Annotated in this window: 27 protein-coding genes; 12 read left to right on the top strand and 15 right to left on the bottom strand. The window is 72.3% G+C overall.

The window, feature by feature from the left end; genetic code table 11:
• Window positions 1-119 precede the first annotated feature (119 nt).
• Window positions 120-701: a class F sortase gene (locus C2L58_RS34865; RefSeq protein WP_103341892.1), complete on the bottom strand. Its 582-nt coding sequence runs from the start codon at window positions 699-701 to the stop codon at window positions 120-122.
• 257 nt (window positions 702-958) lie between these two features.
• On the opposite strand from C2L58_RS34865, the gene C2L58_RS34860 reads away from it, so the two are divergent.
• Both C2L58_RS34860 and C2L58_RS34855 read left to right on the top strand, forming a co-directional pair.
• Entirely contained in the window at window positions 959-1900 is a 942-nt protein-coding gene (locus C2L58_RS34860; protein WP_199191606.1) for a Ppx/GppA phosphatase family protein, read from the top strand.
• 41 nt (window positions 1901-1941) lie between these two features.
• Entirely contained in the window at window positions 1942-2124 is a 183-nt protein-coding gene (locus tag C2L58_RS34855; RefSeq protein ID WP_103341891.1) for a hypothetical protein, read from the top strand.
• Here the strand turns inward: C2L58_RS34855 and C2L58_RS34850 are convergent.
• From C2L58_RS34850 to C2L58_RS34840, 3 genes are read right to left on the bottom strand one after another with little or no spacing between them, the layout of a single operon-like run.
• The gene (locus C2L58_RS34850) at window positions 2105-4504 is read right to left on the bottom strand and encodes a glycoside hydrolase family 65 protein (protein ID WP_103341890.1); all 2400 of its coding nucleotides are present in this window, start codon (window positions 4502-4504) and stop codon (window positions 2105-2107) included. The two genes, C2L58_RS34855 and C2L58_RS34850, sit on opposite strands and share 20 nt — an antisense overlap.
• Entirely contained in the window at window positions 4501-5232 is a 732-nt protein-coding gene (locus C2L58_RS34845) for an HAD family hydrolase (RefSeq protein WP_103341889.1), read from the bottom strand. Before C2L58_RS34845 ends, C2L58_RS34850 begins: the two co-directional genes overlap by 4 nt.
• Before the next feature lie 9 nt (window positions 5233-5241).
• Window positions 5242-5670: an ArsR/SmtB family transcription factor gene (locus tag C2L58_RS34840; RefSeq protein WP_369904285.1), complete on the bottom strand. Its 429-nt coding sequence runs from the start codon at window positions 5668-5670 to the stop codon at window positions 5242-5244.
• Between the two features lie 123 nt (window positions 5671-5793).
• Between C2L58_RS34840 and C2L58_RS34835 the strand changes: the two genes are divergently transcribed.
• On the top strand, window positions 5794-6294 hold the full coding sequence (locus tag C2L58_RS34835) for a PaaI family thioesterase (protein ID WP_103341888.1): 501 nt from the start codon (window positions 5794-5796) through the stop codon (window positions 6292-6294).
• Here the strand turns inward: C2L58_RS34835 and C2L58_RS34830 are convergent.
• Together C2L58_RS34830 and C2L58_RS34825 are read right to left on the bottom strand one after the other, a co-directional pair.
• Complete coding sequence (locus C2L58_RS34830) at window positions 6284-6556, bottom strand: nuclear transport factor 2 family protein (RefSeq protein WP_233226109.1); 273 nt, start codon at window positions 6554-6556, stop codon at window positions 6284-6286. The genes C2L58_RS34835 and C2L58_RS34830 overlap by 11 nt on opposite strands.
• On the bottom strand, window positions 6454-7080 hold the full coding sequence (locus tag C2L58_RS34825; protein WP_233226108.1) for a MarR family winged helix-turn-helix transcriptional regulator: 627 nt from the start codon (window positions 7078-7080) through the stop codon (window positions 6454-6456). The genes C2L58_RS34830 and C2L58_RS34825 overlap by 103 nt, the downstream gene beginning before the upstream one ends.
• Here C2L58_RS34825 and C2L58_RS34820 point away from each other — a divergent pair.
• Entirely contained in the window at window positions 7079-7540 is a 462-nt protein-coding gene (locus C2L58_RS34820) for a pyridoxamine 5'-phosphate oxidase family protein (protein WP_103341886.1), read from the top strand. The two genes, C2L58_RS34825 and C2L58_RS34820, sit on opposite strands and share 2 nt — an antisense overlap.
• A gap of 35 nt (window positions 7541-7575) precedes the next feature.
• On the opposite strand, the gene C2L58_RS34815 is transcribed toward C2L58_RS34820, so the two are convergent.
• A complete protein-coding gene (locus C2L58_RS34815; protein WP_146073730.1) occupies window positions 7576-7947 on the bottom strand; it encodes a hypothetical protein in 372 nt (123 codons plus the stop codon).
• 163 nt (window positions 7948-8110) lie between these two features.
• On the opposite strand from C2L58_RS34815, the gene C2L58_RS34810 reads away from it, so the two are divergent.
• Window positions 8111-9088 carry a winged helix-turn-helix domain-containing protein gene (locus tag C2L58_RS34810; RefSeq protein ID WP_158264214.1) on the top strand — a complete coding sequence of 326 codons (978 nt, stop codon included), beginning with the start codon at window positions 8111-8113 and terminating at the stop codon, window positions 9086-9088.
• Here C2L58_RS34810 and C2L58_RS34805 read toward each other — a convergent pair.
• Complete coding sequence (locus C2L58_RS34805) at window positions 9085-10284, bottom strand: ROK family transcriptional regulator (protein WP_103341883.1); 1200 nt, start codon at window positions 10282-10284, stop codon at window positions 9085-9087. The two genes, C2L58_RS34810 and C2L58_RS34805, sit on opposite strands and share 4 nt — an antisense overlap.
• A 100-nt stretch (window positions 10285-10384) precedes the next feature.
• On the opposite strand from C2L58_RS34805, the gene C2L58_RS34800 reads away from it, so the two are divergent.
• Entirely contained in the window at window positions 10385-11125 is a 741-nt protein-coding gene (locus tag C2L58_RS34800) for a DUF427 domain-containing protein (RefSeq protein ID WP_199191605.1), read from the top strand.
• A 4-nt stretch (window positions 11126-11129) separates the two neighbouring features.
• On the opposite strand, the gene C2L58_RS34795 is transcribed toward C2L58_RS34800, so the two are convergent.
• Both C2L58_RS34795 and C2L58_RS34790 read right to left on the bottom strand, forming a co-directional pair.
• Window positions 11130-12410, bottom strand: coding sequence for a carotenoid oxygenase family protein (locus C2L58_RS34795; protein ID WP_103341881.1), 1281 nt, complete (start codon window positions 12408-12410; stop codon window positions 11130-11132).
• Window positions 12407-12970 (bottom strand): hypothetical protein, encoded by a 564-nt coding sequence (locus tag C2L58_RS34790; RefSeq protein WP_103341880.1) that lies wholly within the window; start codon window positions 12968-12970, stop codon window positions 12407-12409. The genes C2L58_RS34795 and C2L58_RS34790 overlap by 4 nt, the downstream gene beginning before the upstream one ends.
• A gap of 91 nt (window positions 12971-13061) precedes the next feature.
• Between C2L58_RS34790 and C2L58_RS34785 the strand changes: the two genes are divergently transcribed.
• Entirely contained in the window at window positions 13062-13574 is a 513-nt protein-coding gene (locus C2L58_RS34785; protein ID WP_103341879.1) for a PadR family transcriptional regulator, read from the top strand.
• On the opposite strand, the gene C2L58_RS34780 is transcribed toward C2L58_RS34785, so the two are convergent.
• Window positions 13528-14319: a zf-HC2 domain-containing protein gene (locus tag C2L58_RS34780; protein WP_233226107.1), complete on the bottom strand. Its 792-nt coding sequence runs from the start codon at window positions 14317-14319 to the stop codon at window positions 13528-13530. The two genes, C2L58_RS34785 and C2L58_RS34780, sit on opposite strands and share 47 nt — an antisense overlap.
• Before the next feature lie 71 nt (window positions 14320-14390).
• On the opposite strand from C2L58_RS34780, the gene C2L58_RS34775 reads away from it, so the two are divergent.
• The 4 genes from C2L58_RS34775 to C2L58_RS34760 all read left to right on the top strand — a co-directional run bounded on the left by C2L58_RS34775 (window position 14391) and on the right by C2L58_RS34760 (window position 19173).
• Window positions 14391-14942, top strand: a complete 552-nt coding sequence (locus C2L58_RS34775; protein ID WP_103341878.1) for a sigma-70 family RNA polymerase sigma factor — start codon at window positions 14391-14393, stop codon at window positions 14940-14942.
• Window positions 14943-15106: 164 nt separating this feature from the next.
• The gene (locus C2L58_RS34770; protein WP_103341877.1) at window positions 15107-17344 is read left to right on the top strand and encodes a xanthine dehydrogenase family protein molybdopterin-binding subunit; all 2238 of its coding nucleotides are present in this window, start codon (window positions 15107-15109) and stop codon (window positions 17342-17344) included.
• Window positions 17345-17355: 11 nt separating this feature from the next.
• Window positions 17356-17814, top strand: a complete 459-nt coding sequence (locus tag C2L58_RS34765; RefSeq protein WP_013224858.1) for a (2Fe-2S)-binding protein — start codon at window positions 17356-17358, stop codon at window positions 17812-17814.
• Window positions 17815-17949: 135 nt separating this feature from the next.
• Window positions 17950-19173 (top strand): PucR family transcriptional regulator, encoded by a 1224-nt coding sequence (locus C2L58_RS34760; RefSeq protein WP_103341876.1) that lies wholly within the window; start codon window positions 17950-17952, stop codon window positions 19171-19173.
• Here C2L58_RS34760 and C2L58_RS49485 read toward each other — a convergent pair.
• The 3 genes from C2L58_RS49485 to C2L58_RS34750 form a co-directional block, all read right to left on the bottom strand.
• Window positions 19170-19337, bottom strand: coding sequence for a cyclic-phosphate processing receiver domain-containing protein (locus C2L58_RS49485; RefSeq protein ID WP_158264213.1), 168 nt, complete (start codon window positions 19335-19337; stop codon window positions 19170-19172). The genes C2L58_RS34760 and C2L58_RS49485 overlap by 4 nt on opposite strands.
• Window positions 19338-19441: 104 nt before the next feature.
• A complete protein-coding gene (locus C2L58_RS34755) occupies window positions 19442-20311 on the bottom strand; it encodes a TIGR03564 family F420-dependent LLM class oxidoreductase (RefSeq protein ID WP_199191604.1) in 870 nt (289 codons plus the stop codon).
• Between the two features lie 16 nt (window positions 20312-20327).
• Window positions 20328-20993: a TetR/AcrR family transcriptional regulator gene (locus tag C2L58_RS34750; protein WP_103341875.1), complete on the bottom strand. Its 666-nt coding sequence runs from the start codon at window positions 20991-20993 to the stop codon at window positions 20328-20330.
• A 142-nt stretch (window positions 20994-21135) separates the two neighbouring features.
• On the opposite strand from C2L58_RS34750, the gene C2L58_RS34745 reads away from it, so the two are divergent.
• Window positions 21136-22050 carry an SDR family NAD(P)-dependent oxidoreductase gene (locus C2L58_RS34745; RefSeq protein WP_233226106.1) on the top strand — a complete coding sequence of 305 codons (915 nt, stop codon included), beginning with the start codon at window positions 21136-21138 and terminating at the stop codon, window positions 22048-22050.
• 47 nt (window positions 22051-22097) lie between these two features.
• Here C2L58_RS34745 and mgrA read toward each other — a convergent pair whose 3' ends face one another.
• Entirely contained in the window at window positions 22098-23126 is a 1029-nt protein-coding gene (mgrA, locus tag C2L58_RS34740; protein WP_103341874.1) for an L-glyceraldehyde 3-phosphate reductase, read from the bottom strand.
• Window positions 23127-23155 lie beyond the last annotated feature (29 nt).

The following is a 23155-nucleotide window of genomic DNA, read 5'->3' as shown; positions in this document are numbered from 1 at the left end:
TCGCGCGTTTGAGGTGCGGGGGTCTTCGCGCCGCTCGGCCGGCGGGGTCGGGTGCGGTGCCTGCGCTGTGCTGCCGGAAAGCCGCAGCCGCACGGCCGCAGTGACCGCCGCCCCTGCCGCTAACCCAGGGTTGCGTAGACCGCGACCCTCGTACCGCCGAGACCGGCACTGTCGTACGTTCCGTCGCTCGTGATCAGCCGCAGCTCCGGCCCAGCGCCCTCCGGGGCCACCAGCGTCGTGTCCGGCTCGGTCGCCGGGAACACCGCCGTCCTGCGGACCGTGAAGCGGGACTCCCGGCCCCTCGCGTCGCGGATCGTGATCGCCGCTTTCGGCGGGAGCTTGTCCAACCGGGCGAACGCGCCGGCCGTGTAGCCGAAGCTCGCGTGGGCCGACAACACCGCCACCCCGGGGGCTCCCGGCGGCGGCCCGTCGGCGAACCAGCCCACGCCCGATGCCGTGCCCGGCTGCTCGCGGCGGCCACCCACGTAGCCGAGGGCCACTACGTGGTTGAGCGTCAGGCCCAGGTCCGGGATCAGCACCACCGCCGGCGGGGCTCCGGCGGCCTCGGGGCGGTCCGCGGCCGGGGTGGCCGCGGGCGCCGGTGCGAGCACCGACGTCACGGCGAGGAGGACGCAGCCGAGCCCGGCCACGACCGCGAACACGACGGCGGCCGGCCGCACGAGCTGCTCGGGTCGTTGCATCTCTTTCCCCTGCTCGACGCCGGTTCCGATGTCCGATTAATCGCAGGGCCGGCGCGGGCGTTACCGAATCGTGTCCGGTTGCCCAGGGGTTCACTCGATCGGGTTATCTCACTGTGACCTTCGCATCAGGAATGCGCCCCCGGAGGGCTTCATTCGCGGAAACGCCCGGCAATGACGCGTGAGATCGGACATGATTAGTGGTTTCGAGCCGTCGAACTGGGGATATTCACCTAGGCGGAAGTGAGGTGCGCCGAGCAGTGCGTAAAAGAGCTGTGCCCGCGGTGGGCGTGTTGGACGTCGGTTCGTTCAGCGCCCGGCTCGTGGTGGTGCCGGTGGACGGCTCACCCCGCGAACCCGTGGTCAACCACCAGACGCGGCTGCGGCTGGACCGTGAGCTCGACGTCCGCGGCCGCCTGTCCGAGCGCGGCATCGACGCCGTCACGGCGGCCGTCGCGGCGGGCATGACCACCGCCTACCGCCACGGCGTCAGCGACGTCTACCCGCTCGCGACCTCCTCGATCCGCGACGCGGCCAACGCGGCGGACGTCGTCCGGCACGTCGCCGGCGAAACCGGTGTCGAACTGCGGTTCCTCTCCGGCCGCCGCGAGGCCGAACTGACCTACCTGGCCGCCCGCCGGTGGTACGACACCGAACCCGGGCCGATGCTCGTGCTCGACATCGGCGGCGGGACGGTCGAACTGGCCGCCGGCTCGGGCGAGAAAGCCACCTTCGCGCGCTCGCTGCCGCTGGGGGCCCGCTCGATGACGCGGGACTGGCTGCCGTCCGAGCGCGTGTCGAACAAGCAGGTCAAGGCACTGCGGGCGCACGCCCTCGACGTCGTGACCACCGCGCTCGGCGCCGCCGACGTCGACGATCCGCGGGTCGTCGGCTGCTCCAAGGTGCTGCAGCAGCTCGCGCGGCTGGCCGGCGCCCGCCCGGGCAAGTGCAAGGAGCTGCGGCTCGACGAGCTCCGCGCGTGGATCCCGCGGCTCGCCGCGCTACCGCCGTCGCGGCGGGCGGAACTGCCCGGCATCTCGCGCAACCGCGCCCACCAGGCCCTGGCCGGCGCGATCGTCGCGGAAGCACTGCTGACGGTCGCCGGCGGCAAGGTGACGATCTGCCCCTGGTCGACCCGCGACGGCCTGCTGCTCACCCTGCAGGACAAGGCGCGGGCGGCGGCGGGGATGCACGCGGCCTGATCCGCTGGCCGTCACCGGGAAAACCGGGTATTCCGGAAAGCATGAGCGAGCAACAGCGCCTCCACGGCCGCGACGACGAAGACGAAGAGCTCCCGAAGCTCCCGACCCCCGGCAAGCTGACGCACGACGTGCCGACCGCGCCGGACCCGGACGTGAGCCCGGGTGGGACCGAGGACGTCCAGGTCCCACCCGGCCGCGAAGCCGCTAGCGACCTTCCTCGGTGATCGGGTTGGCCGGCTCCGCGTACTGACGCACCGCTTCCGAGTCGCGCCGCATCGGGGCGCGGCCGGGTGGCTGCTTCGGCGGCGTGCCGGCGTCGATCTTCGGGATGGCGTACCGCTGCGGCTCCTTGGTGATCGTGATGCGCTCCCCGTGGTGCACGACCTCCAGGGGCGCACCGGCGACGACGTGGTAGGTGGCCTGGTCGGGATCGACCTCGACCTGGAACCGGGTGCTGCGGAACATCAGGCGGAAGGTGATCCGCCCCAGCTGCGGGGGCAGCCGCGGCGCGAACGCGAGCGCCCCGCCGTGGTCGCGCAGGCCGCCGAACCCGGCCACGGCGCCCTGCCACGCGCCGGCCAGCGACGCCATGTGCAGGCCGTTGCGCACGTTGTTGTGCACGTCGTGCAGGTCGGTCAGCGCGGCTTCGGCGAGGTAGTCGTAGGCCAGCTCCAGATGCCCGACCTCGGCCGCCACCACCGCCTGCGTTCCCGCCGACAGCGACGAGTCGCGCACGGTCCTCGCCTCGTAGTAGGCGAAGTCGCGCGCCTTCTCTTCCGCGCTGAACGAGTCGCCGCACAGGTGCAGCGCCAGCACCAGGTCCGCCTGCTTGACGACCTGCTTGCGGTACAGGTCGAAGTACGGGAAGTGCAGCAGCAGCGGGTACTGCGCCGCATCGGTGTGCTCGTAGTCCCACTCGTCGTGGTCGAGGAACCCCTCCGACTGCGGGTGCACGCCGAGTTCTTCGTCGTAGGGCAGGTACATCGCCGCCGCGGCCGCGCGCCACGAGTCCAGCTCGACGGTGTCGACGCCGAACCGCGCGGCCACGTCGGGGTGCCGCTCGCACGACTGCGCCGCCGCCTGCAGGTTCCGCCGCGCCATCAGGTTCGTGTAGACGTTGTTGTCCGCCACCGCCGAGTACTCGTCCGGCCCGGTGACGCCGTCGATGCGGAACGTGCCGTGCCGGTCGTGGTGGCCCAGCGACGCCCACAGCCGCGCGGTTTCCAGCAGCAGCTCGGTGCCGTAGTCGCGCTCGAACTGCTCGTCGCCGGTGGCGTTGAGGTAGCGCAGGACGGCGTCGGCGATGTCCGCGCTGACGTGGAAGGCCGCCGTGCCCGCCGGCCAGTACGCCGAGCACTCGGCGCCGTTGATCGAGCGCCAGGGGAACGCCGCGCCGCGCAACCCCAGCTGGTGCGCGCGTTCCCGGGCCTTGTCCATTGTGGAGTGACGCCAGCGGAGGGCGTCGCGCGCCGCGTCCGGGATGGTGTAGGTGAGCACCGGCAGGACGAAGGATTCGGTGTCCCAGAAGGCGTGCCCGTCGTAGCCCGGCCCGGTCAGCCCCTTGCCGGCGATCGCGCGGCTCTCGCCGCGGGCCCCGGCCTGCAGGATGTGGAACAGGGCGAAGCGGACGGCCTGCTGCAGTTCGGGATCGCCCTCGATCTCGATGTCCGAAGTGGCCCAGTAGTCGTCCAGGAACTCGCGCTGCTCGGTGAGCAGCCCCTTCCAGCCCGTCTGGCGGGCGCCGGCCAGCGCCGCCTCGACCTGGGACCGCAGCGCGGGCACCGAGCGCTGCGCGGACCAGCCGTAGGCGAGGAACTTGGTGATCCGCAGCCGCCCGCCCTTGGGCACGTCGACGGCGACGGTGAGCCGCGCGAGGTCCTCTTCGCTGTGGATGCGGGCGCGGATCCCGTCGTCCACCTCGATCTTGTGGTCCATCGCCGCGGCCATCCGCAGCCCCGACCGGCGGGTCTGGTGCACCAGTACGGCGTTGTAGTCCGACGCGCGGTGGAACTCGCCGACCAGCGGCGATTCCAGCGCGGCGGCCACCCGCGGGTCACTCGTGTCGGACTCGATCGGCTCGTTGGCCAGCAGGTCCGACTGGACCACCAGCTGCAGGTCCTCGTCGAGCGGCTCGACCTCGTACCGGATCGCGGCGATCGCGCGCTGGGTGAACGACACGAGCCGCTCGGTGCGCACGCGGACCCGCCGCCCGGTCGGCGACGACCACTCGGTGTTGCGGCTGAGCGTCCCCGTGCGGAAGTCGAGGACCCGGTCGTGCGCGGTGGCGGCGCCGTAGCGCATGTCGAGCGGTTCGTCTTCGACGAGCAGCCGGATGATCTTGCCGTCGGTCACGTTGACGACGGTCTGGCCCTCTTCGGGGTAGCCGTAGCCGGCCTCGGCGTAGGGGAGTTCGTGCTGCTCGTAGAACCCGTTGAGGTACGTCCCGGGCAGCCCGCGCGGCTCGGCCTCCTCGAGGGTGCCGCGCAGCCCGATGTGGCCGTTCGACACGGCGAACGCCGATTCCGTGCGCTGCAGGGCGTCGACGTCCATGCCGCGCCACCGCAGTTCCCAGGGCGCGCACTCGTAGCCGTGCGGTTCGGTCATCGGTCCTCCAGCAGGTCGGCGAGGTCGTCGACGACGATGTCGGCCCCGTGGGCCCGCAGTTCTTCGGCCTGGTCCGCGCGGTTCACGCCCACTACGTACCCGAAGCCGCCGGCCTTGCCCGCCTGGACGCCGGACTGGGCATCCTCGAAGACGGCCGCGTGCGCGGGCTCGACGCCGAGCGCCTCGGCGCCGGCCAGGAACGAGTCCGGCGCGGGCTTGCCGCGCAGGTGCCGTTCGCGGATCACGTTGCCGTCGATGCGCGCCTCGACGTACTTGCTGAGATCGGCGCCGTCGAGCACCTTGGCGCCGTTCGCGGACGACGTCACGACGGCGATCCGCAGCCCGGCGGCCTTGGCCGCTTCGAGGTAGCGCACCGAGCCCGGGTACGGGTTGACGCCGCGCTCGTCGATGATCTTGAGGACCAGCTCGTTCTTGCGGTTGCCGATGCCGTTGACGGTCGGGGCGTCCACCGGGTCGTCCGGGGTGCCCTCGGGCAGTTCGATCCCCCGGGACCGCAGGAACTCCCGCACGCCGTCGGCGCGCGGGCGGCCGTCCACAAAGGTCGCGTAGTCGTGGTCGGTGAACTCCGCGAACCCGGCGCCGTCGCGGGCGCGGAGAAATTCGTCGAATGTCCGCTTCCAGGCCTCGCGGTGGAGGACCGCCGTGCCGGTCAATACTCCGTCGAGGTCGAACAGGCAGGCGGTGATGGTCTCGGGCAATCCCGTCATGCCCGCACGCTACCGGTCTTCGCCGGCGTTCGCGGGTTGTTCGGGGGTCCGGGTGGCGGAGCCCCCGGCTCGGGGCGAAGCCCCGGTTGTCTCAGCTTGTTCGGGGTGCGGGCGCACGTGGTGGATCAGTTCGTGCACGGTCGCGTCGGCGAGCCGGTACCGGACGACCCGGCCGACGCGCTGCGGCGTGACCAGGCCGTGGGCCCGCAGCAGCCGCAGGGCCTGCGATACCGCGGTGTCGGTCATGCCGGTGGCCGCGGCGAGGTCGGTGACGCTGATCTCGCGGGCGTAGTGGATGGAGACCAGCAGGGCCAGCCGGGACGGGTCGGCGACCACGGAGAAGCGCCGGGCCCATTCGTCGATGACGGCGCGGTCGCCGAGCCCGTCGACCGCCGCCGCGACGCGTTCCGGGTCGATCAGCTTGCGGTCGGTGCTCACCCCCGGATGATTCCACCCGTCGCGCGCGCGGACCACGGGTGGTCTGGGTCACGCCGCGCTTGACGCCGCCCGTCCCGCGGGCGACGCTGGCGTTAAGACAGTTGTCATAGTCGAGGAGCCGGGATGACCGACGTCGAAGCGCAGGTCCGTTCGAAGACCATCACGTGGCAGGACCCGCTGGAGACGGCTCGGCTCGGCGCCACGATGTCCGGCCTGGAGTACATGCGGGCGATCGCCGACGGCAGCGTCCCGCCGGCGCCGATCGCCGCGCACTTCGGCATGCGCTGGGAGCGCATCGAACCGGGCGAGGTCGTCGCGGTCGCCGAGCCGGACGAGTCGCTGTACAACCCGATCGGCATGGTCCACGGCGGCGTGGCGGCGACGATGCTGGATTCGGTGGTCGGTTGCGCGGTCCACACGACCCTGCCGGCCGGCGTCGGGTACGCGTCGGTGGAGCTGAAGGTGAGCTACCTGCGCGCGATCCACGCGGGCCGCGGCGAGATCCGGGCGACGGGCCGCGTGGTGAAGGAGGGCTCGCGGATCGCCTTCGCCGAGGGGGAGATCCGCGACGCCGGGGGCAAGCTGCTGGCCACGGCGTCGGGGACCTGCGTCATCACGCGCTGAGGGGTTGCTTGACGTCCCAGTGCTCGACGAGGAGACCGTCCTCGACGCGCAGGACGTCGACGACGGCCGTGCCGGCCACGTGCAGGTGCACCATGACGAGGTCGTTCTCCGCGACGACGTGCTGGATCCGCGCGGCCGCGCCGGCCAGTGGCGAGTTCTTCACGGCGTCGGCGAACGCCTCGCGGCCGGAGGGCAGGCCGGGGCTGTGGGTGACGAAATCGGGGTGCAGCGCGGCTTTCGCCGTGTCGAAGTCCTTGTGCACGAACAGGTTTTCCAGGCAGTCGACGACGATCCGGCGGTTCTCGGCGGTGGCGGCCGGACGCGGCGGGCGCGGATCGCGTCACCGCCACCGAAGCGGCCGATGACCGCCGCCAGCAGCGCCCGCGCGTCGTCGACGCGTTCGGTGCCGTGCTCCGCGATCAGTTCCTCCTGGAGTTCCCGCCGCAGCACCCGCGTCGCTTCGACGGCGGCCAGCGCGTGCTCGGTCAGGTGCAGCAGCTTCGTGCGCGCGTCGGCCGCGCCGGGCTCGCGGCGGACCAGCCCCCGGCGTTCGAGGTCGGCGACCGCCTTCGACGCCGCCTGCTGGGTCACGCCCATCCGCTCGGCCAGCGCGGTGATGGACAGCGGCGCGGCCAGGACGTGCTGGATCACGACGCCGTCGTTGAAGCGGAGTTCGCCGAAGCCCTGCCCGGCGAGCCGCCGCTGGACCTCGTCGGTCATCGCCCAGCCCGCGAAGAGCGCGGTCAGTGACAAGTCGAGGGTGTCGGCGCTAGGATGCACAACCATGGTTGTGGAATCTAGCAGAATTCCGGCCGAGCTGGCCGAAGCGTTCGTGCGCGTGGCGCACCGGATCGTCTGGTGCACGTTGGTGACGGTCGACCGGCGGGGGAGACCGCGGTCCCGGGTCGTCCACCCGATCTGGGAGCGCACCCCGGACGGACTGGTCGGCCGGCTGTTCACCCGGCCGACGCCGTTGAAGCTCGCCCACCTGGCGGCGACGCCGTACGTGTCGTGCTCTTATTGGGATCCGCAGCACGAGGTGGCGGTGGCGGAGTGCCGGGCCGAGTTCGAGGACGACGAGGAGACGCGCAAGGACCTGTGGGACCGGTTCGCATCGACGCCCGAACCGCTCGGCTTCGACCCGAAGATCCTCGGCGGCGAAGACCACCGCGACCCGAAGATCACGGTGCTGCGCTTGACACCCTGGCGGCTGTCGGCCGGTGGCGAAGCCTGGCGAGCGGCCTGAACCGGGGCGCGGCCGGCCGCGCCCCGGTGCCCGGGCTAGCAGTGGTACGGGCTACCGCGGTGTTCCAGGAGGCTGTCGTTCACCCAGCCCCGCGAACCGCTGCTGTAGACGAACGTCCACGTCGGCGTCCCCTGGACGTCGCCTCCGTCGACCCAGCACATGTACGTCGCGGCCGCCCCTCGCGCCCCGACCTTGTTGATGGCGCAGTCGAGATACGGACCGGAACGGATGTTGGTGGGGTCACCGGTCAGGTGACCGTAGGTCGGCTGGTCTTCCCGCCAGCCCGGGTGTGCACACGGATTGAGCGAGGTGGCCGAGGCGGTCGCGGGCCCGGCGACCGCGATCCCGGCGAGGGGCAAAGCCGCGAGCGCGGCGGTGGACAGCAACCGCCTGAAATGTGCTGACATGGTTTTCCTCCCGAAGAACTGAATGCGGAATCGTGCACCCGCCTGCCGGCTTTCCGCGGATTCGCGGTTCCGTTGCCGCGCGGGCAAAGCCGAGCTTCGGGCATCGGCGGCCACCTCTTCCACAACCTTTCCTCCTGGGGAAAACTTGCCGGGGGAGGGGACGATGATTCGTATTCATTTCACGGCGGCCGACCTGGCCAGGACCAGGCTCGTGCTCGAGCCGGCTCCGCTCGTCGAGGCGGCGTTCAGCCTGGAGTTACTGCTGCGTCGCCGGGGTGGCCCGGCCTTCGCGCCCTGGCGTGCGCTGGCGGCGTCGCGCGTGCGCACGCCGCTGCCGATGTTGCGGCAGCTCATCGGCCCGTCGGGGCTCTGGCCCGCGTTTCTGTGCGTCACCGAACCGCGGCTCGACACCGCCTGGGACCACGTCCGGAGCACGCCGCGGGGCCGCCTGCTCCCACCCGCGCAGTACCTCGAACGCCGCGGGCGCCTCCCGGCCTGGGGCCGGCCGCTCGCCGACGGGGATCGTGAGGTCGTCGACCGGGTCGTCGACGAGTACTGCGGCTACCACGACGCCGCGATCGCCCCGGTGTGGCCCACGATCACCGAGCACCTGCGGGCCGACCTGCGGCGACGCGCCGCGATCCTCGCCGAAGGGGGCGTCGAGGGGCTTTTCTCGAGCCTGCACCCGGCGCTGAGGTGGCAGGCACCGACGTTGTGGTGCGCCGTGCCGGAGATGCCGGACGCCGACGTCGAGCTCGGCGGGCGCGGGCTGTGCCTGGTGCCGTCGGTGTTCGCGCGGACCCCGGATTTCCTGGTCGGCGTGGCGGTCCCGACGATCACCTACCCCGCCGGCCCGCTCGACGGAGCACGCTGGTGGCCCGAGGCCCAGGTCGCCCCGGGGAGCCTCGCCGACCTGATCGGGCGAACCCGGGCGAACGTCCTGCGGGCCATCGCCCGGCACCCCGGCTCGAGCACGAGCCGGCTCAGCGGCCGCCTCGGCATCTCCCTCCCGGCGGTGTCCAAACACACGGCGGTGCTCCGGGCGGGCGAGCTGATCGTCAGCCACCGCCGGCGCCACCAGGTGGTCCACTTCGTCACGTCGCTCGGCGAGCGGCTGCTCGGCGAGGCCCACGCGGTCTAGCCGGCACCCACCCGGCGGTCGAACACCAGCCCCTCGGCCGCCCGCAGGCCCACGCTGATCGCGCCGGTCAGCACCGCGTCCTCGCCCAGCTCGCCCTGGACCACCTTCGGCACCAGCGGCGTGAACGCGCGCAACGCGCGGTCGATCGGCTCCAGCAGCAGGTCGGCCGCCGTGCCCATGCCGCCGCCCAGGACGATCAGCTCCGGGTCGATCACCGCCGCCACCGAGGCCACCGTGTACGCCAGGCGGTCGGCTTCCGCCGCCAGTGCCTGGCGGGCCAGCTCGTCGCCTTCGCGGGCCAGGCGGAACACCTCACGGGCCGATTTCGCCGTGCCCAGCCCGAGTTCGCGGGCGCCCTGGACGACCGACTGGGCCGCCGTCGCCTCTTCGAGGTGCCCGCGCGCGGGCGGGGTGCCGGGCTCGTCGGCCGCGCGCGTGCGGCCGTACGGGAGGTAGCCGATCTCGCCCGCCGCGCCGGTCGCGCCGCGGAACACCCGGCCGTCGACCATCAGGCCCATGCCGACGCCGGTGCCGATCGTGATGCAGCCGAACACCGACGCCCCGCGCGCGGCGCCGCTCTCCCACTCGCCGACCGCGGTGAGGTTCGCGTCGTTCTCCACCATCAGGTCCGGGCCCAGCGCCGCTTCGAGGTCGTCGATCAGGCCCGCGCGGCCCCAGCCGGGCAGGTTCGGCGCGTGCCGGAAACACCGCTTCTCCGGATCGGCGACGCCGGGGGAGCCGACCACGCGGACAACGATGTCGCCCGCCGCGAGGCCGGCCTCCGCGACCGCCGCGGCCGCGATCTTCCCGACCGCCGTCACCAGGGCCGCGCCGGACCGTGCCGTGTTGCGCTCGTCGCGGCGCGCCACGAGCGTCCGGCCGAGGTCCGACACCGCGACCCGCAGGTGCTCGCGGCCGATGTCGACCCCCAGCACGTACCCCGCGGTGGGGTCGGCTTCGTACAGCACGGCCGAGCGCCCGGTGCCGGTGGACGTCTGCCCGGTCGGCCGGGCCAGCCCGGCCGCCTCCAGCGCCAGCAGCGCCTGGCTGACCGTCGGCTTCGACAGCCCGGTGTCCTTCGCCACCTGCGGCCGGGTCGCCGGCCCGCCGCGGCGCAGCAGGTCCAGCACCGCCCGCTGGTTGATCTTGCGCATCCCGGCGGGGGTACCGACCGTGGGGATTGCTGCGCCGGTCACCCGTGCCCGCCTCCTGTCGTCCTCGTGCTGCCTGCCACGCTAGCCGTCCAGCCCCGGAGCCCGCCGGAATACCCGTCCTTCGCGGCCCGTTGAGCGGTGCATGAGCACTCCGGGACGCGGCCGGGTCCGCGTGGCACAAGGCGCGAAGCGGGTACGGGTGTTCCTCGGCGGGCAGGTCGTCGCGGACACGGTGCACCCCCTCCTGGTGTGGGAAGTTCCGTACTACCCCACGTACTACATCCCGCGCGCGGACGTCGTGAGCGGTGTTCTCACCCCCTCCGGCCGGACGGCGCACTCGCCGAGCCGCGGAGAAGCTGTTCTGTCGACGATAAAGGGTGCCGGAGCCGAGGCGGTGGACGGCGCGCTGGAGTACCCGGATTCCCCGATCGAAGAGCTCCGCGGCCACGTCCGCTTCGAGTTCGGCGCGTTCGACTGGTTCGAAGAGGACGAACAGATCTTCACGCACCCGCGCGACCCCGGCGTCCGCGTCGACATCCTGCCGAGCTCGCGGCACGTCCGGATCGAGGTCGACGGCGAGACCGTCGCCGACACCGTGCGGCCGCACCTGCTGTTCGAGACCGGCCTGCCGACCCGCTACTACCTGCCCCGCGTGGACGTCCGGATGGACCTCCTGGAGAAGGTCGACGTCGTGACGCACTGCCCGTACAAGGGCGCCGCCGAGCACTTCGACGTCGCCGGGCACGAGGACCTCGCCTGGAGCTACCCGACGCCGCTGCCCGAGAGCACCCGCGTCGCCGGGCTGGTCGCGTTCCTCGACGAGAAGGTGGACGTCTACGTCGACGACGTCCGGCAGGAGCGCCCGAAGACCAAGTTCGCCTGAGCGCTCACGCGTCCGGCAGCCAGTTCCCGTGGAAGCCCGCGGGCACCCGCTGTGGGAGGTGGACGGTCGCCACCGGCGCCGCGGCGAGGTTCCCGGCGTCGAGCACGACGAGGTCGCTGCGATCCTCCGCCGCGTCGTGGACGTAGGTGAGCAGCCAGCCTTCGCCGTGCTCGGCGGGGACGAACACCGCCTCGCCGGGGGTGCGCCCGGGCGCGAAGACGTGCTCGGTGGCCGTGTCCGTGTGCAGGTCGTGGCGGCGCAGGACGTCGCGGCCGGTGACGTGCCCGAAGCGCGCGTCGGACCCGGTGAGCCGGTCGTCGATGCGGGGGAACTCGCCCGGCCGGTCGTCGAGCCGGTCCTCGGTCACCGTGCCGGCCGCGAGGTCGATCGTCCAGCGCCACAGCGACGCCGGCGGGTCTTCGTGGCTGGCCCACCACTGGTGGTCGTAGCGCATCACGTGCACGACGATCCGGCCGTCGGGCGTATCGAACGCGTTGAGCGTGTGGAAGACGTAGCAGGGCTCGATCGCCAGCCAGCGCACGCCGGCCTCGGGCCGGTCGCGGCGCAGCACGCCGAGCCGGGCGCCGTAGCCGGGGTCCCAGCGGTACGGCATGCCCCGGCCGACCGACGCCCGGTCGAACACCACCGGCAGGTCGTAGAACACGACGTTCGCCCCGGTGAGCGCGAAGTCATGCATCATCGTCAGCCCGGGCACGTCGATCGGCTGTTTGACGACGAGCTTCCCGGCCGCGTCGGCGCGGTAGTAGCCCACGTGCGGGGCGGTGATGCTGCCGTAGCCGAAGAAGTGCAGTTCCCCGGTCACCGGGCAGATCTTCGGGTGCGCGGTCATCGCGTCGGCCAGTTCGCCGCCGAAGTCGTACACGCCCACGGTTTCGAGGTCCGTCGTGATCTCGTACGGCAGCGACGACTCGACGAGCGCGAGCGTGCGGCCGGCGTGGTTCACGACGTGCGTGTTCGCGACGCTGCTGTGCAGGTTCCGCGTGCCGTCTTCGTTGTACAGCTCGAGATCCGGGTCCGCGAAGCTCTCGGTGCGCACCCAGCGGTTGCGGTACCAGGCGGCGCGGCCGCGCTCGAGGCGGACGCCGTGGACCATGCCGTCGCCGGTGAACCAGTGCTTGCTGTCCCCGCGCGGGTTCGGGCCGTTGCGCAGGTACCAGCCGGTCAGCTCGGGCGGCAGGGCGCCGGTCACCGGGAGGTCGAACGCGGTCAGCTCGTCGTGGACGGGCGCGTAGGCCCCGGTGAGGTGGAAGGCGGAGGTGGTCATGCGGCTTCCCGGGCGGCGCGGGCGCGCACGATGCGCGGGTAGCGGATGGTGAAGGCGACCGGGACGGCGAAGCAGAGGACCTTGAGCGCGATCAGCGCGAAGGTGGCGTGCGGCGCGAAGTTCAGCAGGACGATGCCCGCGATGCCGCCGACGGTGAAGCTCGCCGCCCACACTGCCGTGATGATCACGTTGACCCGCTTGAAGATCGGGTTGTCCCAGAGCGCCTCCGGGGTCGACGTGCGGGCGATGCCGAGGGTGAAGGGCTTCCCGATGGCGAGCGAGCCCCAGGCGGTGAGCGCCAGCCACGCGTCGGTGAGCGCGCCGGTGTAGGTCTTCAGCGGTGACGCGGGGAAGCCGAACGCGACGGCGGTGAGCAGGGCGAAGAAGGCGAACCCGCTCCATTCGATGATCAGCGTGCCGGCCTTGCGGCCGTCTCGGCGGGCGAGCAGGAGCAGCGCGGCGGAGATCACCAGGCCGGTCAGGGCCGACCAGCGCCAGTCGAACTGGGTCGCGACCACGGCGAACGCGATCCACGGCAGCAGGCTCTTCAGGTAGTTCACGAGAGGTTCCTCCCCGACATTCCAACTTTGACAGGTCGAAGTTAGAACGTGTCGGTTGGACATGTCAATAGTGGAATGTCATGATGGCGGTATGAGCCTTCGACACGCGGTGCTGGGGATGCTGGCCGACGAGCCCGGAAGCGGCTACGACCTGCTGAAACGGTTCGAGCGGGCGATGGCCGACGTCTGGCCCGCGACGCAGAGCCAGCTCTACGGTGAGCTCGGCAAGCTGCAGGCCGCGGGCATGATCCGCGCTCGCGCCGAGGGGCCGCGCGGGCGCAAGGAGTACGAGATCACCGAAGCCGGGCTCGAGGAGCTGCGGCACTGGCTGGTCGAGGCCGACCCCGGGGGCCCGCCCCGCAGCGCCGGCCTGTTGCGGGTGTACTTCCTCGGCTCGGTCGCCCCGGACCAGGCGCGCGGCTACCTGGCGGCGATGGGGGAGTCGGGACAGGAGCGCGAGCGGCGGCTCGAGGAGCTGGAAGCCACGATCGACTGGGGCGAGGACAACCAGTCGCGGTACGGCCGGCTGGTCCTGGAGTGGGGCAAGCGCTTCTCGGTCATGCAGCGCGAGTGGGCGGAGTGGGCGGTGAAGCAGGTCGAGTGACCCGCTGGGTGCTCAGGCCGTGGGCCTGCCGCCGGAAGGGACGGGGGCGCGGCCGTCCCGCCGCCGGAGCGTCCACAGTGGACTCGAGCGTCGCGGTGCCGTCGCCGGCCGTGGCCGCCGGGAACGGAGTGCCCCGGTGCCGGTCGGCCCGGTGCACCGCGTAGAGCAACGCCAGGCCGAGCACCACGAGCACGTGCGTCGTCACGCGCGACACCGCGACCTGGCCGGTGGCGAGGTCGCCCGCCGACAGCCCCAGCAGCACTCCGACGAACCCGGTCAGCAGGGGCAGCTGGCCGCCCGCCGTCTTCGGGCGCAGGGCCGCGGTCAGCAGCCCGATGCCCACCGCCAGGTTCCACGCGCCGCTCTCGTGGCCGAGGTGGACGAGGGGGACGCCGTCGTGCGCGTGGGCCGTCCCGAGCAGCTGCGCGAACGCCAGCCCGAGCTGGGCGATCGCCACCACGGCCAGCGCGATCCGCCACCCCCAGCCCTCGCCGGAGGGGGCGGGCGTGCGCTCGAGGATCGCCGCGGTCAGATCCGGCACCGGCGGGGCCGGGCGCAGCAGCATCGCGCGCCGCAGCCGGTCCGCGCCGGCGAACCATTCCCGGCACGCGGCGCAGGACGCGAGGTGCTCGTCGGGCGAAGCCGGCTCCGCCTCGCCGTCCAACCGCGCCGACAGGGCTTCCCGGCATTCCTCGCACCTCATGGTCGAGTAGTCGGACGGCGGCTCCGCGAAGTTCCCCGTCACTGCTAACGCCGCCTTCCTCCCCACCACCACCCTCAACGGAGGCGCTTCGCGCCGCTGTATGTTTCCGGATCATGACCCACCGTGAGGACGACGACCGCGTCACGGCTCTCGCCCTGGCCGCCGGTCGCGGCGATCGGCGCGCGCTGGAAGCATGGGTCCGCGCCACCCAGGCCGACGTCTGGCGCTTCCTCGCCCACCTCACCGACGCCGCGGCGGCCGACGACCTGACGCAGGAGACCTACCTTCGCGCTTTCGGCAGCCTTCGCCGCTTCGCGGGCCGCTCGTCTTCGCGGACGTGGCTGCTGTCGATCGCCCGCCGCGTCGTCGTCGACCAGATCCGGGCCGCCGGTGCGCGACCCAAGATCGCCGGCACCGACTGGGCAGCCGCCGCCGAGCGCACCCCGGATCCCGCGGCCGGCTTCGAGGAGCTCGTCGCACTGCGCCTGCTGCTCGACGGCCTGGAACCGGACCGGCGCGAGGTGCTCGTCCTGACCCAGGTGCTCGGGCTGTCCTACGCCGAAGCGGCCGACGTCTGCGGCTGCCCGGTCGGCACCGTCCGCTCCCGCGTCGCCCGCGCCCGCGAGGACCTGATCCGGGCCCGGCGCGCCCGCGGGGCCGGCTGAACCAGCCCGCTGGGCCGTCCGGCGCTGTGGCGGCGCACACATTCGGGCGCCCGGACTGTCATCTCGTCACAGAGATGGGCGAACTCGACTACTCCGCGTTGACGACCGGCCAACGGCTCCTTAGCGTGGCGCGCACCCCGCCACCACCCAGCAAGGGATCCCCGATGGCCAGTCCCACCACCGAACAACCGGAGCCCGGGCAGGTCGGCCGCCGCCGCTTCCTGACCTACCTGGTCGCCGCGCCCACGCTCACCGTCGCCACGAAGCTGACCGCCGACGCCGTCGCCCCGGCCAGCGCCGAAGCCGTCGTCCCCACGCTGCCGCAGCCGGCGGAGATCCTCGACCTCGGTGACGTCCTGACCCTCTCCTGCGTGCCGACCGCCGGGATGCTCGTGCTCGAGATGACGTCCGGCGGCCGGGCGCGGCTGCAGCTGCCGCGCGCCGAGGTCGGCCAGGGCATCACGACGGCGACGGCCATGCTCGTCGCCGAAGAGCTGGACCTGCCGCTCGACCGCGTCGACGTCGTGCTGTCCGACGCCCGCACCGAGCTGCTGTTCAACCAGCTCACCGGCGGGTCCAACACGATGCGCTCGCTCTACGACCCGGTCCGCGCCACCGCGGCGACCGCGCGGGCCCGGATGGTCGCCGCGGCCGGGGCGCAGTGGGGGACCGGCGCCGCCCGGCTGTCCACACGCGACGGTGCGGTGTGGGCGCCGGACGGGCGCAGCGCCTCCTACGGCGCCCTCGCCGGGCCCGCGTCGCGCACGGACCTGACCACCGGGACCATCGCGCCGAAGGCCGAGTCGGCGCACACGCTCGTCGGGACACCGACCGCGCGCCAGGACGCCCGCGCGATGGTCACCGGCAAGCAGGTCTACACGCTGGACCTCGACGTCCCCGGCGCGAACCCGGTGATGGTGCGGCGCCCGCCGACCATCAACGGCACGGTGCGGACGGTCAACAACGAGGCCGCCGTCCGGGCCATGCCCGGGATCATCGACATCGCGGTCGTGAAGACCGGCGTCGCGGTGATGGCCGAGACCTTCGGGCAGGCCCTCGACGGCAAGGACGCCCTCGACGTCACCTGGGGTCCCGGCACGGTCGACGGCGAGGACAACGAGACGATCAAGAAGAAGCTGCGGGCCGCCGCGCTGCCGTTCGTGGTGCCGCCGCTGCTGACCCAGTACGTCGACGGCGAGTTCGACTTCGCCTTCGCCAGCCACGCGCCGATGGAGTCGAACTCCGCGGTCGCCGACGTCCGCGCGGACAGCGCGACCATCTGGGCCGGGCTGAAGTCGCCGATCGTGGCGAAGCAGACCATCGCCCAGGAGCTCGGGCTGCCGGAGAACAAGGTCACCGTGCACGTCCAGCAGGGCGGCGGGTCGTTCGGGCGGCGGCTGTTCTTCGACGCCGCCCTCGAAGCCGCGCACATCTCGAAGGCGATGAAGAAGCCCGTCCGGCTGATGTGGAGCCGGATCGACGACATGCGCCACGGCCGCGGGCGCGCGGCGAGCTACCACCGGATCCGCGCCACCTTCGCGCTCGGGCAGGTGCTGACGTTCGAACACCGCGTCGCGAGCGTCGAGACCGACTGGAGCCACGGGCTCGGCGAAATCCTCACCGCGTTCGCGGCGAAGCTGCCCGTCGGCGGCAACCTCAGCTTCGCGCAGACGGTGTTCCTGCTGACCGTCAAGTCGCCGTACAACTTCGGCGTCACCACGCAGCTGCTCAACGAGGTGCCGCTGAAGTTCCACACCTCGGCGTGGCGGTCGGTCTACTCGGCGAACACCCGCGGCGCCGAAGAGATCATGGTCGACGAGATCGCGAAGAAGCTCGGCAAGGACCCGGTGGCCTTCCGCCGCGAGTTCATCAAGTCCGACCGCCAGCGCGCGGTGCTCGACAAGGTCGCCGAACTCGGCGAGTGGGGCAAGAAGATGCCCGCCGGGTTCGCGCAGGGGATCGCGGTGCACGGCGAGTACAAGTCCTACACCGCCTGCCTGGTCGAGCTGGACGCCCGCGACCCGAAGCACCCGCGCGTCACGAAGGCGACCATCGCGGCCGACGTCGGCAAGCCGGTGAACCCGCGCGGGATCCAGGCGCAGATGCTCGGCGGCCTGACCGACGCGATTTCGACGACGCTCACCGCGGGGCTGCACATCGACAAGGGCCTGCCGCTGGAGGGCAGCTACTCGCAGTTCCACTACGCGCGGCAGAAGAACTCGCCGATGGACGTCCGGGTGCACGTCATGCCGGCCACCGGCGAGGACATCGGCGGGGCGGGCGAGCTGGGCGTGCCGGCGCCGGTCGGCGCGATCGCCAACGCCTACGCCCGGGCGACCGGGATCAAGCCCCGCAGCTTCCCGATCACCTTCCCGGTCGACTTCGACCCGTTCCCGCGCTGAGGAGAACCCCCATGCCGAACTACACCTTCGTGGTGAACGGGAAGACCGTCACCGTCGACGCGCCCGCCGACCTGCCGATGCTGTGGGCGCTGCGCGACAAGCTCAAGGTCCGCGGGCCGAAGTACGGCTGCGGCATCAACGTCTGCAAGGCCTGCACCAGCCACCTCGACGGCGAGGCGTTCAACCCCTGCGTCACGCCGGTGTCGGAGTGCGCCGGGCGCGAGGTCACCACGATCGAGGGGCTGGCCGACGGCGACGAGCTGCACCCGGTCCAGGAGGCCTGGCTGGAGCAGGACGTCGCGCAGTGCGGCTATTGCCAGCCCGGCCAGATCATGGCGGCCGTGGCGCTGCTGAAGAAGACGAAGAACCCGACGGACGCGGACATCGACGCCATCCAGAACGTGTGCCGCTGCGGCACCTACTTCCGGATCCGGGAGGCGATCAAGAGCGCGGCCGCGAAGCTGGCCTGACGCGAATGCGGAGGTTCCACAAAAGAACCTCCGCATTCGCGGGTGCTGTAGAAAGTTCACCCGGACGTGGCGGCCTCGTTCGGGTTAGCTGTCGGTCCCGGACCTCGACGAGGAGGCCGGGGACCGGAGGCCACCATGCACTACCAGGCGCTTCTGTCCGACGGGCTCGCGCCGCGCGTCGCCCTCCTCGCCACCGAGGTCGAGGCGGCGATGCCGGAACTCGTCGAGAGCACCGTGCGGCAGATCCGCGCCGAAATGCCGGTCTACGCCGACGCCCGCTTCGTCACGCACACCGAGCTGCGGAACTCGGTGCGGGCCAACCTCGAGCACGTGATGCGCACCCTGCGCGGCTCGGACGTGCCGGACCTGTCCCAGGCCCGCGCGACCGGCCGCGCCCGGGCGTTGCAGGGCGCGCCGCTGCCGGAGCTGCTGCGGGCCTACCGGATCGGGCTCACCGAGGTCTGGCACCGGTTCGTCGAGCTGACCGCCGGGGCGCAGGACCTGGCCGGGCTGGTCGCCGCGACGACGGCGATCTGGGCGCTGATCGACGACCTCGCCGAGGCCCTCACGACGTCCTACCGGGACACCACCGCGGAAGTCATGGTGGCGCACCAGAACCGGCGCTCGGCGCTGGTGGAGGCGCTGTTCGCGGGCGGCGCCGCGACCGAGGGCACGTTGTGGGACATCGCCCGCGTGCTCGACCTGTCCCTGGACGGCACGTTCGTCGTCGTCGCCGCGGAAACCCCGCGGCTGGGCCAGGAGCCGCTGCCGCAGGTCGAGGCGCGGTTGCGCGCGCTCCAGCACGCCTCGGCGTGGCGGCTCACGCCGGACCTGCAGGTCGGCGTGGTGTCCCTGCGCAACCCCGCGGCGGCCCCGGCGATCGTCGACCTGGTCCGCGAGCACCCGGTGGGCCGGGTCGGGATGAGCCCGGTGTTCACCGGCCTCGGCAACACCGCCCGCGCGCTGCACCTCGCGCGGGTGGCGCTGTCGAGCATGACGCCGGGGACGCCCGGGCTGGTGCAGTTCACCGAGTCGCCGCTGGCCGGTCTGGTGGCCAGCGCCCCGGAGGCCTCGGTGCAGCTGGCCCACCACGTGCTCCAGCCGGTGCTCGACCTGCCGGGCGACGACCGCAACGTGCTGCTGCTGACGCTGCGCGCGTGGTTCGACTGCCAGGGTTCGACGAAGCTGACGTCGGAGCGGATGTTCTGCCACCCCAACACGATCCGCCACCGCCTGAAGCGGATCACGGAAGAACTCGGCCGGTCGCTGACGAACCCGGCGGACATCGCCGAGCTGGGCGCGGCCCTGCGGGCGCTGAACCTCTTCCCGGAGGCGACCCACCTGCCGGCGCCGCGTTAGCGCACGCCGGGCCCGTACCGCCGTGCCATCCCGGTCAGCCACTCGCGGCCGGCCGGGTTCGCCGTGTGGACGCGCACCTCGGCCGGCCGGCGGTCGTGCTCGCACAGCCAGAGCACCACCGGGCGGGTCGTGTCGTCGCCGCGTTGGCGGCCGCCGGGCGGCACGGAATTGTCGGTGCTCGCCGGTAGAGTGGAAAACGGGGGGCGCCCCGCGGCCGGGTGAGCTCAAGCGTCCGGGGCCGCATGCGGGGCGTCGACCCAGAGATGGTTCACGGGGCCAGCAGTTCGCGGGTGCGGGCCTGCTCCTCCGCCGAGCCGAACGGCATCACCAGCAGCTCCGTCGCGCCTGCCTCCTCGAGGGACTTCACCTGGCGGCGCACGGTTTCCTCGTCGCCGATGAGCACGCTGTCGGAGACCCGCTGGTGGCCGTCGCGGTCGAGGATCGCCCGGTACGCCGGGATGCTCGCCGCTCCGCCGTAGGTCTCCTCGACCCAGTTGCGGCGTTCGTCCACTTCGGACGTCACGCAGATCAGCTGACCGGAGACCACCCGGGCCGGCCGCCCCAGCGCCGGCACCACGAACTCGCCGATCGCCCGCGGGCCGGCCCAGGTCGTGATGACGCCGTCGGCGAGCTCGCCGGCCAGCCGCGTCGACTGCGGGCTCACCGAGCCGATCAGCACGGCCGGCGGCTGCGCGCCGGGCGCGTTCACCGCGCCCGCGGCCGTCAGCGACTCGCCGTGAACGTCGGCCTTTTCCCCGCGCAGCAACGGGTGCAGCGCCTGGAGGTACTCGCGCAGATGACGGATCGGCCGATCATAGGAGTAGCCGAACTCGCCTTCCACGATGAACCGGTGGCTCAGCCCGAGACCGAGGTGGACCGGCACCCCGGCCGCCGCCTGGACCGTCAGTGCCTGCGCCGCCATGGTGATCGGGTGCCGCGAGTACGTCGGCACGACGCACGTGCCCAGCCCGGCACCGGGGGCGGCCGCGGCGAGCGCGGGCAGCGCCGTGAGCGCGTCCCAGCCGCCGCGCTGCGCGACCCACAGCGTGCCGTAGCCGAGCTTCGCCGCTTCGCGGGCTTGGGCCGTGATGGCGTCGAAGCCGACGCCGAGTTCGTCGATCAGGATTCCGGTGCGCACGAGGTCCTCCAGGGTTTCAGTAGGCGCGTTCGAGCTGTTTGCGGTCGAGCGCGACGGCTTCGGTGAACAGCGCCAGTGCCCGCGGTGCCACGGCGCGCAGCTGCCTCGTCGACACGGCGAGCGGCTCGAAGGCGTGCGCGACCGTGTCGGCGAGCAGGGCCGGTTCGGGGGGCCGGGAGGCGCCGAGGAACCCGTGCAGCACGGCCGAGAAGGCGACGACGAGCTCACGGGCCGGCCGGTCCGCGCGGAGCAGGTCGTTGGCGGCCAGCAGCTCCAGGTACTCGACGAAGGCTTCCCCGTGGCGGGGGTCGAGTTTGCCGTGCAGCTTCGGCAGCAGCTTGCCGAGTGTCTCGGTGTCGTCGGCGTACCCGGCCCGGAGCAGCGGACGCTTCAGCACGTTGGCGTACTGGATCTCCGTCAGCCGCGAAAGCCGCACGCTGAGCGGATCGGCCGCGATCGCCGCCACGAGCTCTTCGAGCACCCGGACCGACTCGCGGAGCAGGACGGCGAGGAACAGCTCTTCGCGGTTCTTCCAGTGCAGGTAGACGGTGCCCTTGCCGACGTCGGCCCGCTCGGCGACGTCCTCGATCGTCGTCCGCCGGTAGCCGGCGCGCAGGAGCAGTTCGGCGGCGGCGTCGAGGATGCGCTCGGCCCGTTCGGCCCGGTCTTCGGCTGGAGGCACGTTGGCAGCATATGACCAAATATGAAATTTGGTCAAACGTTGAGGTGGCGAGTGATCGGCGTCACGGCGGCGCGGCTGTCACGGGCGTCCGGCCGCCGGTGTCCTGTGGGCGATCGGATGTCACTGCGGAGAACGGAACATCATGAGCAAGGTCTGGTTCGTCACGGGTTCGTCGCGCGGCTTGGGCCGCTGTTTCGTCGAGGCCGCCCTGTCCCGAGGCGACCGGGTGGCCGCCACCGCGCGGTCCACCGGGAGTTTCGACGACCTCGTCGCCCGCTACGGCGACGCGGTGCTCCCCCTGGAGCTGGACGTGACCGACAAAGCCGCGGTCTTCGAGACCGTGAAGCGGGCCGCCGAGCACTTCGGGCGCTTGGACGTCGTCGTGAACAACGCCGGCTACGCGCAGATCGGCGCCATCGAGGAACTGACCGAGCCCGAGCTGCGCGCCCAGCTGGAGACCAACGTGTTCGGCCCGGTGTGGGTCATCCAGGCCGCCCTGCCCGTCCTGCGCGAACAAGGCGCCGGGCACTTCATCCAGCTGTCGTCGGCCGCGGGCCTCATCGCGATGCCGCTCGGTGGCGCGTACCAGGCGTCGAGGTGGGCGATCGAAGCCCTGAACGAAACCCTGGCCAAGGAGGTCGCGGACTTCGGCGTCAAGGTCACGATCATCGAGCCGGGCGGCTACGCCACCCGCGACGGCAAGAACCCGGACCCTCTCGCCAACGGCCACGTCGCCGAGACCAGCCCGGTCTACGACGGGCTCCGCCGGCGCATCGCCGAGGTCGCGGGCAAGCAGCCGGCCGGGGATCCGGCCGCCGCCGCCCGGGCCCTGCTGAAGGTCGTCGACGCGGCCAACCCACCCCTTCGGGTGCTCTTCGGGACGGGCTTCTACCCGATGGTCCAGCAGGCTTACGCGGACCGGCTCGCGACCTGGGACGAGTGGCAGGACCTGTCGGCGGAGGCCCAAGGCGGCGACGCCGAAAGGGAAGCCCGCGGCGGCGACGCCGAAGCGGAGGCCCGCCGCGACGACGCCGAAACTGTCGGTGCTCACCGGTAAAGTGGAAAACGGGGGGCGCCCCCGCGGGCACCCCCCGCCGGCTGGGCTCAGGAGTCGGACGAACGCTTCCAGAGGTTGATGTCCGCGTCGGTCGCGTGGCCGTCGATCTCGGTCAGCTCCTCGGACGAGAACTCGAGGTTGCCGAGCGCGCCGACGTTGTCCTCCAGCTGCCGCACGCTGCTCGCGCCGATCAGCACCGACGTCACCCGGCTGTCGCGCAGCGCCCAGGCCAGGGCCAGCTGCGCCAGCGACTGCCCGCGGCGGCTCGCGATGTCGTTCAGCGCGCGGACCCGGCCCAGGCGGTTCTCGTCGAGGGTGTCCGGATCGAGGGACTTGCCCTGCGCCGCGCGGGAGTCGGCCGGAACGCCCTTCAGGTACTTGTCCGTCAGCAGGCCCTGCGCGAGCGGCGAGAACGCGATGCAGCCGGCGCCCGCCTCTTCGAGGGTGTCGAGGAGGCCGTCCTCATCGATCCAGCGGTTGAGCATCGAGTACGACGGCTGGTGGATCAGCAGCGGCGTGCCGAGTTCCCGCAGGAGCCGCGCGGCCTCGGCCGTCCGCTCCGAGTTGTAGGACGAGATCCCGACGTACAGCGCCTTGCCGGCGCGGACGGCGGCGTCGAGCGCCCCGACCGTCTCCTCCAGGGGCGTCTCGGGGTCGAAGCGGTGCGAGTAGAAGATGTCGACGTAGTCCAGGCCCAGCCGGCCGAGCGACTGGTCCAGGGAGGACAGCAGGTACTTGCGGGAGCCCCACTCGCCGTACGGGCCGGGCCACATGTCGTAGCCGGCCTTGGTGGAGATCACCAGCTCGTCGCGGTACGGCTTGAAGTCCGTGGCCAGCAGCCGCCCGAAGTTCTCCTCCGCCGAGCCGTACGGCGGGCCGTAGTTGTTGGCCAGGTCGAAGTGGGTGATGCCCAGGTCGAACGCGCGGCGGGTGATCGCGCGCTGGGTTTCCAGCGGCCGGTCGTGGCCGAAGTTGTGCCAGAGCCCGAGCGAGATCGCGGGCAGCTTGAGCCCGGAACGCCCGCAGCGCCGGTAGGGGATCGAGTCGTATCGGCCGGAAGCGGCAACGTAGGTCACGAGGCCGATGCTAGCCCGCTGTTCGGGTA

Source organism: Amycolatopsis sp. CA-126428 (assembly GCF_002904335.1).
Lineage (GTDB): Bacteria > Actinomycetota > Actinomycetes > Mycobacteriales > Pseudonocardiaceae > Amycolatopsis.
This window is presented reverse-complemented; position numbering and strand designations above follow the sequence as displayed.

Bases quoted from the DNA above. Each gene is read 5' to 3' on its own strand.
- C2L58_RS34865 (WP_103341892.1), bottom strand. From the start codon at position 701: ATGCAACGACCCGAGCAGCTCGTGCGGCCGGCCGCCGTCGTGTTCGCG.
- C2L58_RS34855 (WP_103341891.1), top strand. From the start codon at position 1,942: ATGAGCGAGCAACAGCGCCTCCACGGCCGCGACGACGAAGACGAAGAG.
- C2L58_RS34850 (WP_103341890.1), bottom strand. From the start codon at position 4,504: ATGACCGAACCGCACGGCTACGAGTGCGCGCCCTGGGAACTGCGGTGG.
- C2L58_RS34845 (WP_103341889.1), bottom strand. From the start codon at position 5,232: ATGACGGGATTGCCCGAGACCATCACCGCCTGCCTGTTCGACCTCGAC.
- C2L58_RS34835 (WP_103341888.1), top strand. From the start codon at position 5,794: ATGACCGACGTCGAAGCGCAGGTCCGTTCGAAGACCATCACGTGGCAG.
- C2L58_RS34820 (WP_103341886.1), top strand. From the start codon at position 7,079: ATGGTTGTGGAATCTAGCAGAATTCCGGCCGAGCTGGCCGAAGCGTTC.
- C2L58_RS34825 (WP_233226108.1), bottom strand. From the start codon at position 7,080: ATGGTTGTGCATCCTAGCGCCGACACCCTCGACTTGTCACTGACCGCG.
- C2L58_RS34815 (WP_146073730.1), bottom strand. From the start codon at position 7,947: ATGTCAGCACATTTCAGGCGGTTGCTGTCCACCGCCGCGCTCGCGGCT.
- C2L58_RS34810 (WP_158264214.1), top strand. From the start codon at position 8,111: ATGATTCGTATTCATTTCACGGCGGCCGACCTGGCCAGGACCAGGCTC.
- C2L58_RS34800 (WP_199191605.1), top strand. From the start codon at position 10,385: ATGAGCACTCCGGGACGCGGCCGGGTCCGCGTGGCACAAGGCGCGAAG.
- C2L58_RS34795 (WP_103341881.1), bottom strand. From the start codon at position 12,410: ATGACCACCTCCGCCTTCCACCTCACCGGGGCCTACGCGCCCGTCCAC.
- C2L58_RS34785 (WP_103341879.1), top strand. From the start codon at position 13,062: ATGAGCCTTCGACACGCGGTGCTGGGGATGCTGGCCGACGAGCCCGGA.
- C2L58_RS34775 (WP_103341878.1), top strand. From the start codon at position 14,391: ATGACCCACCGTGAGGACGACGACCGCGTCACGGCTCTCGCCCTGGCC.
- C2L58_RS34770 (WP_103341877.1), top strand. From the start codon at position 15,107: ATGGCCAGTCCCACCACCGAACAACCGGAGCCCGGGCAGGTCGGCCGC.
- C2L58_RS34765 (WP_013224858.1), top strand. From the start codon at position 17,356: ATGCCGAACTACACCTTCGTGGTGAACGGGAAGACCGTCACCGTCGAC.
- C2L58_RS34760 (WP_103341876.1), top strand. From the start codon at position 17,950: ATGCACTACCAGGCGCTTCTGTCCGACGGGCTCGCGCCGCGCGTCGCC.
- C2L58_RS34745 (WP_233226106.1), top strand. From the start codon at position 21,136: ATGAGCAAGGTCTGGTTCGTCACGGGTTCGTCGCGCGGCTTGGGCCGC.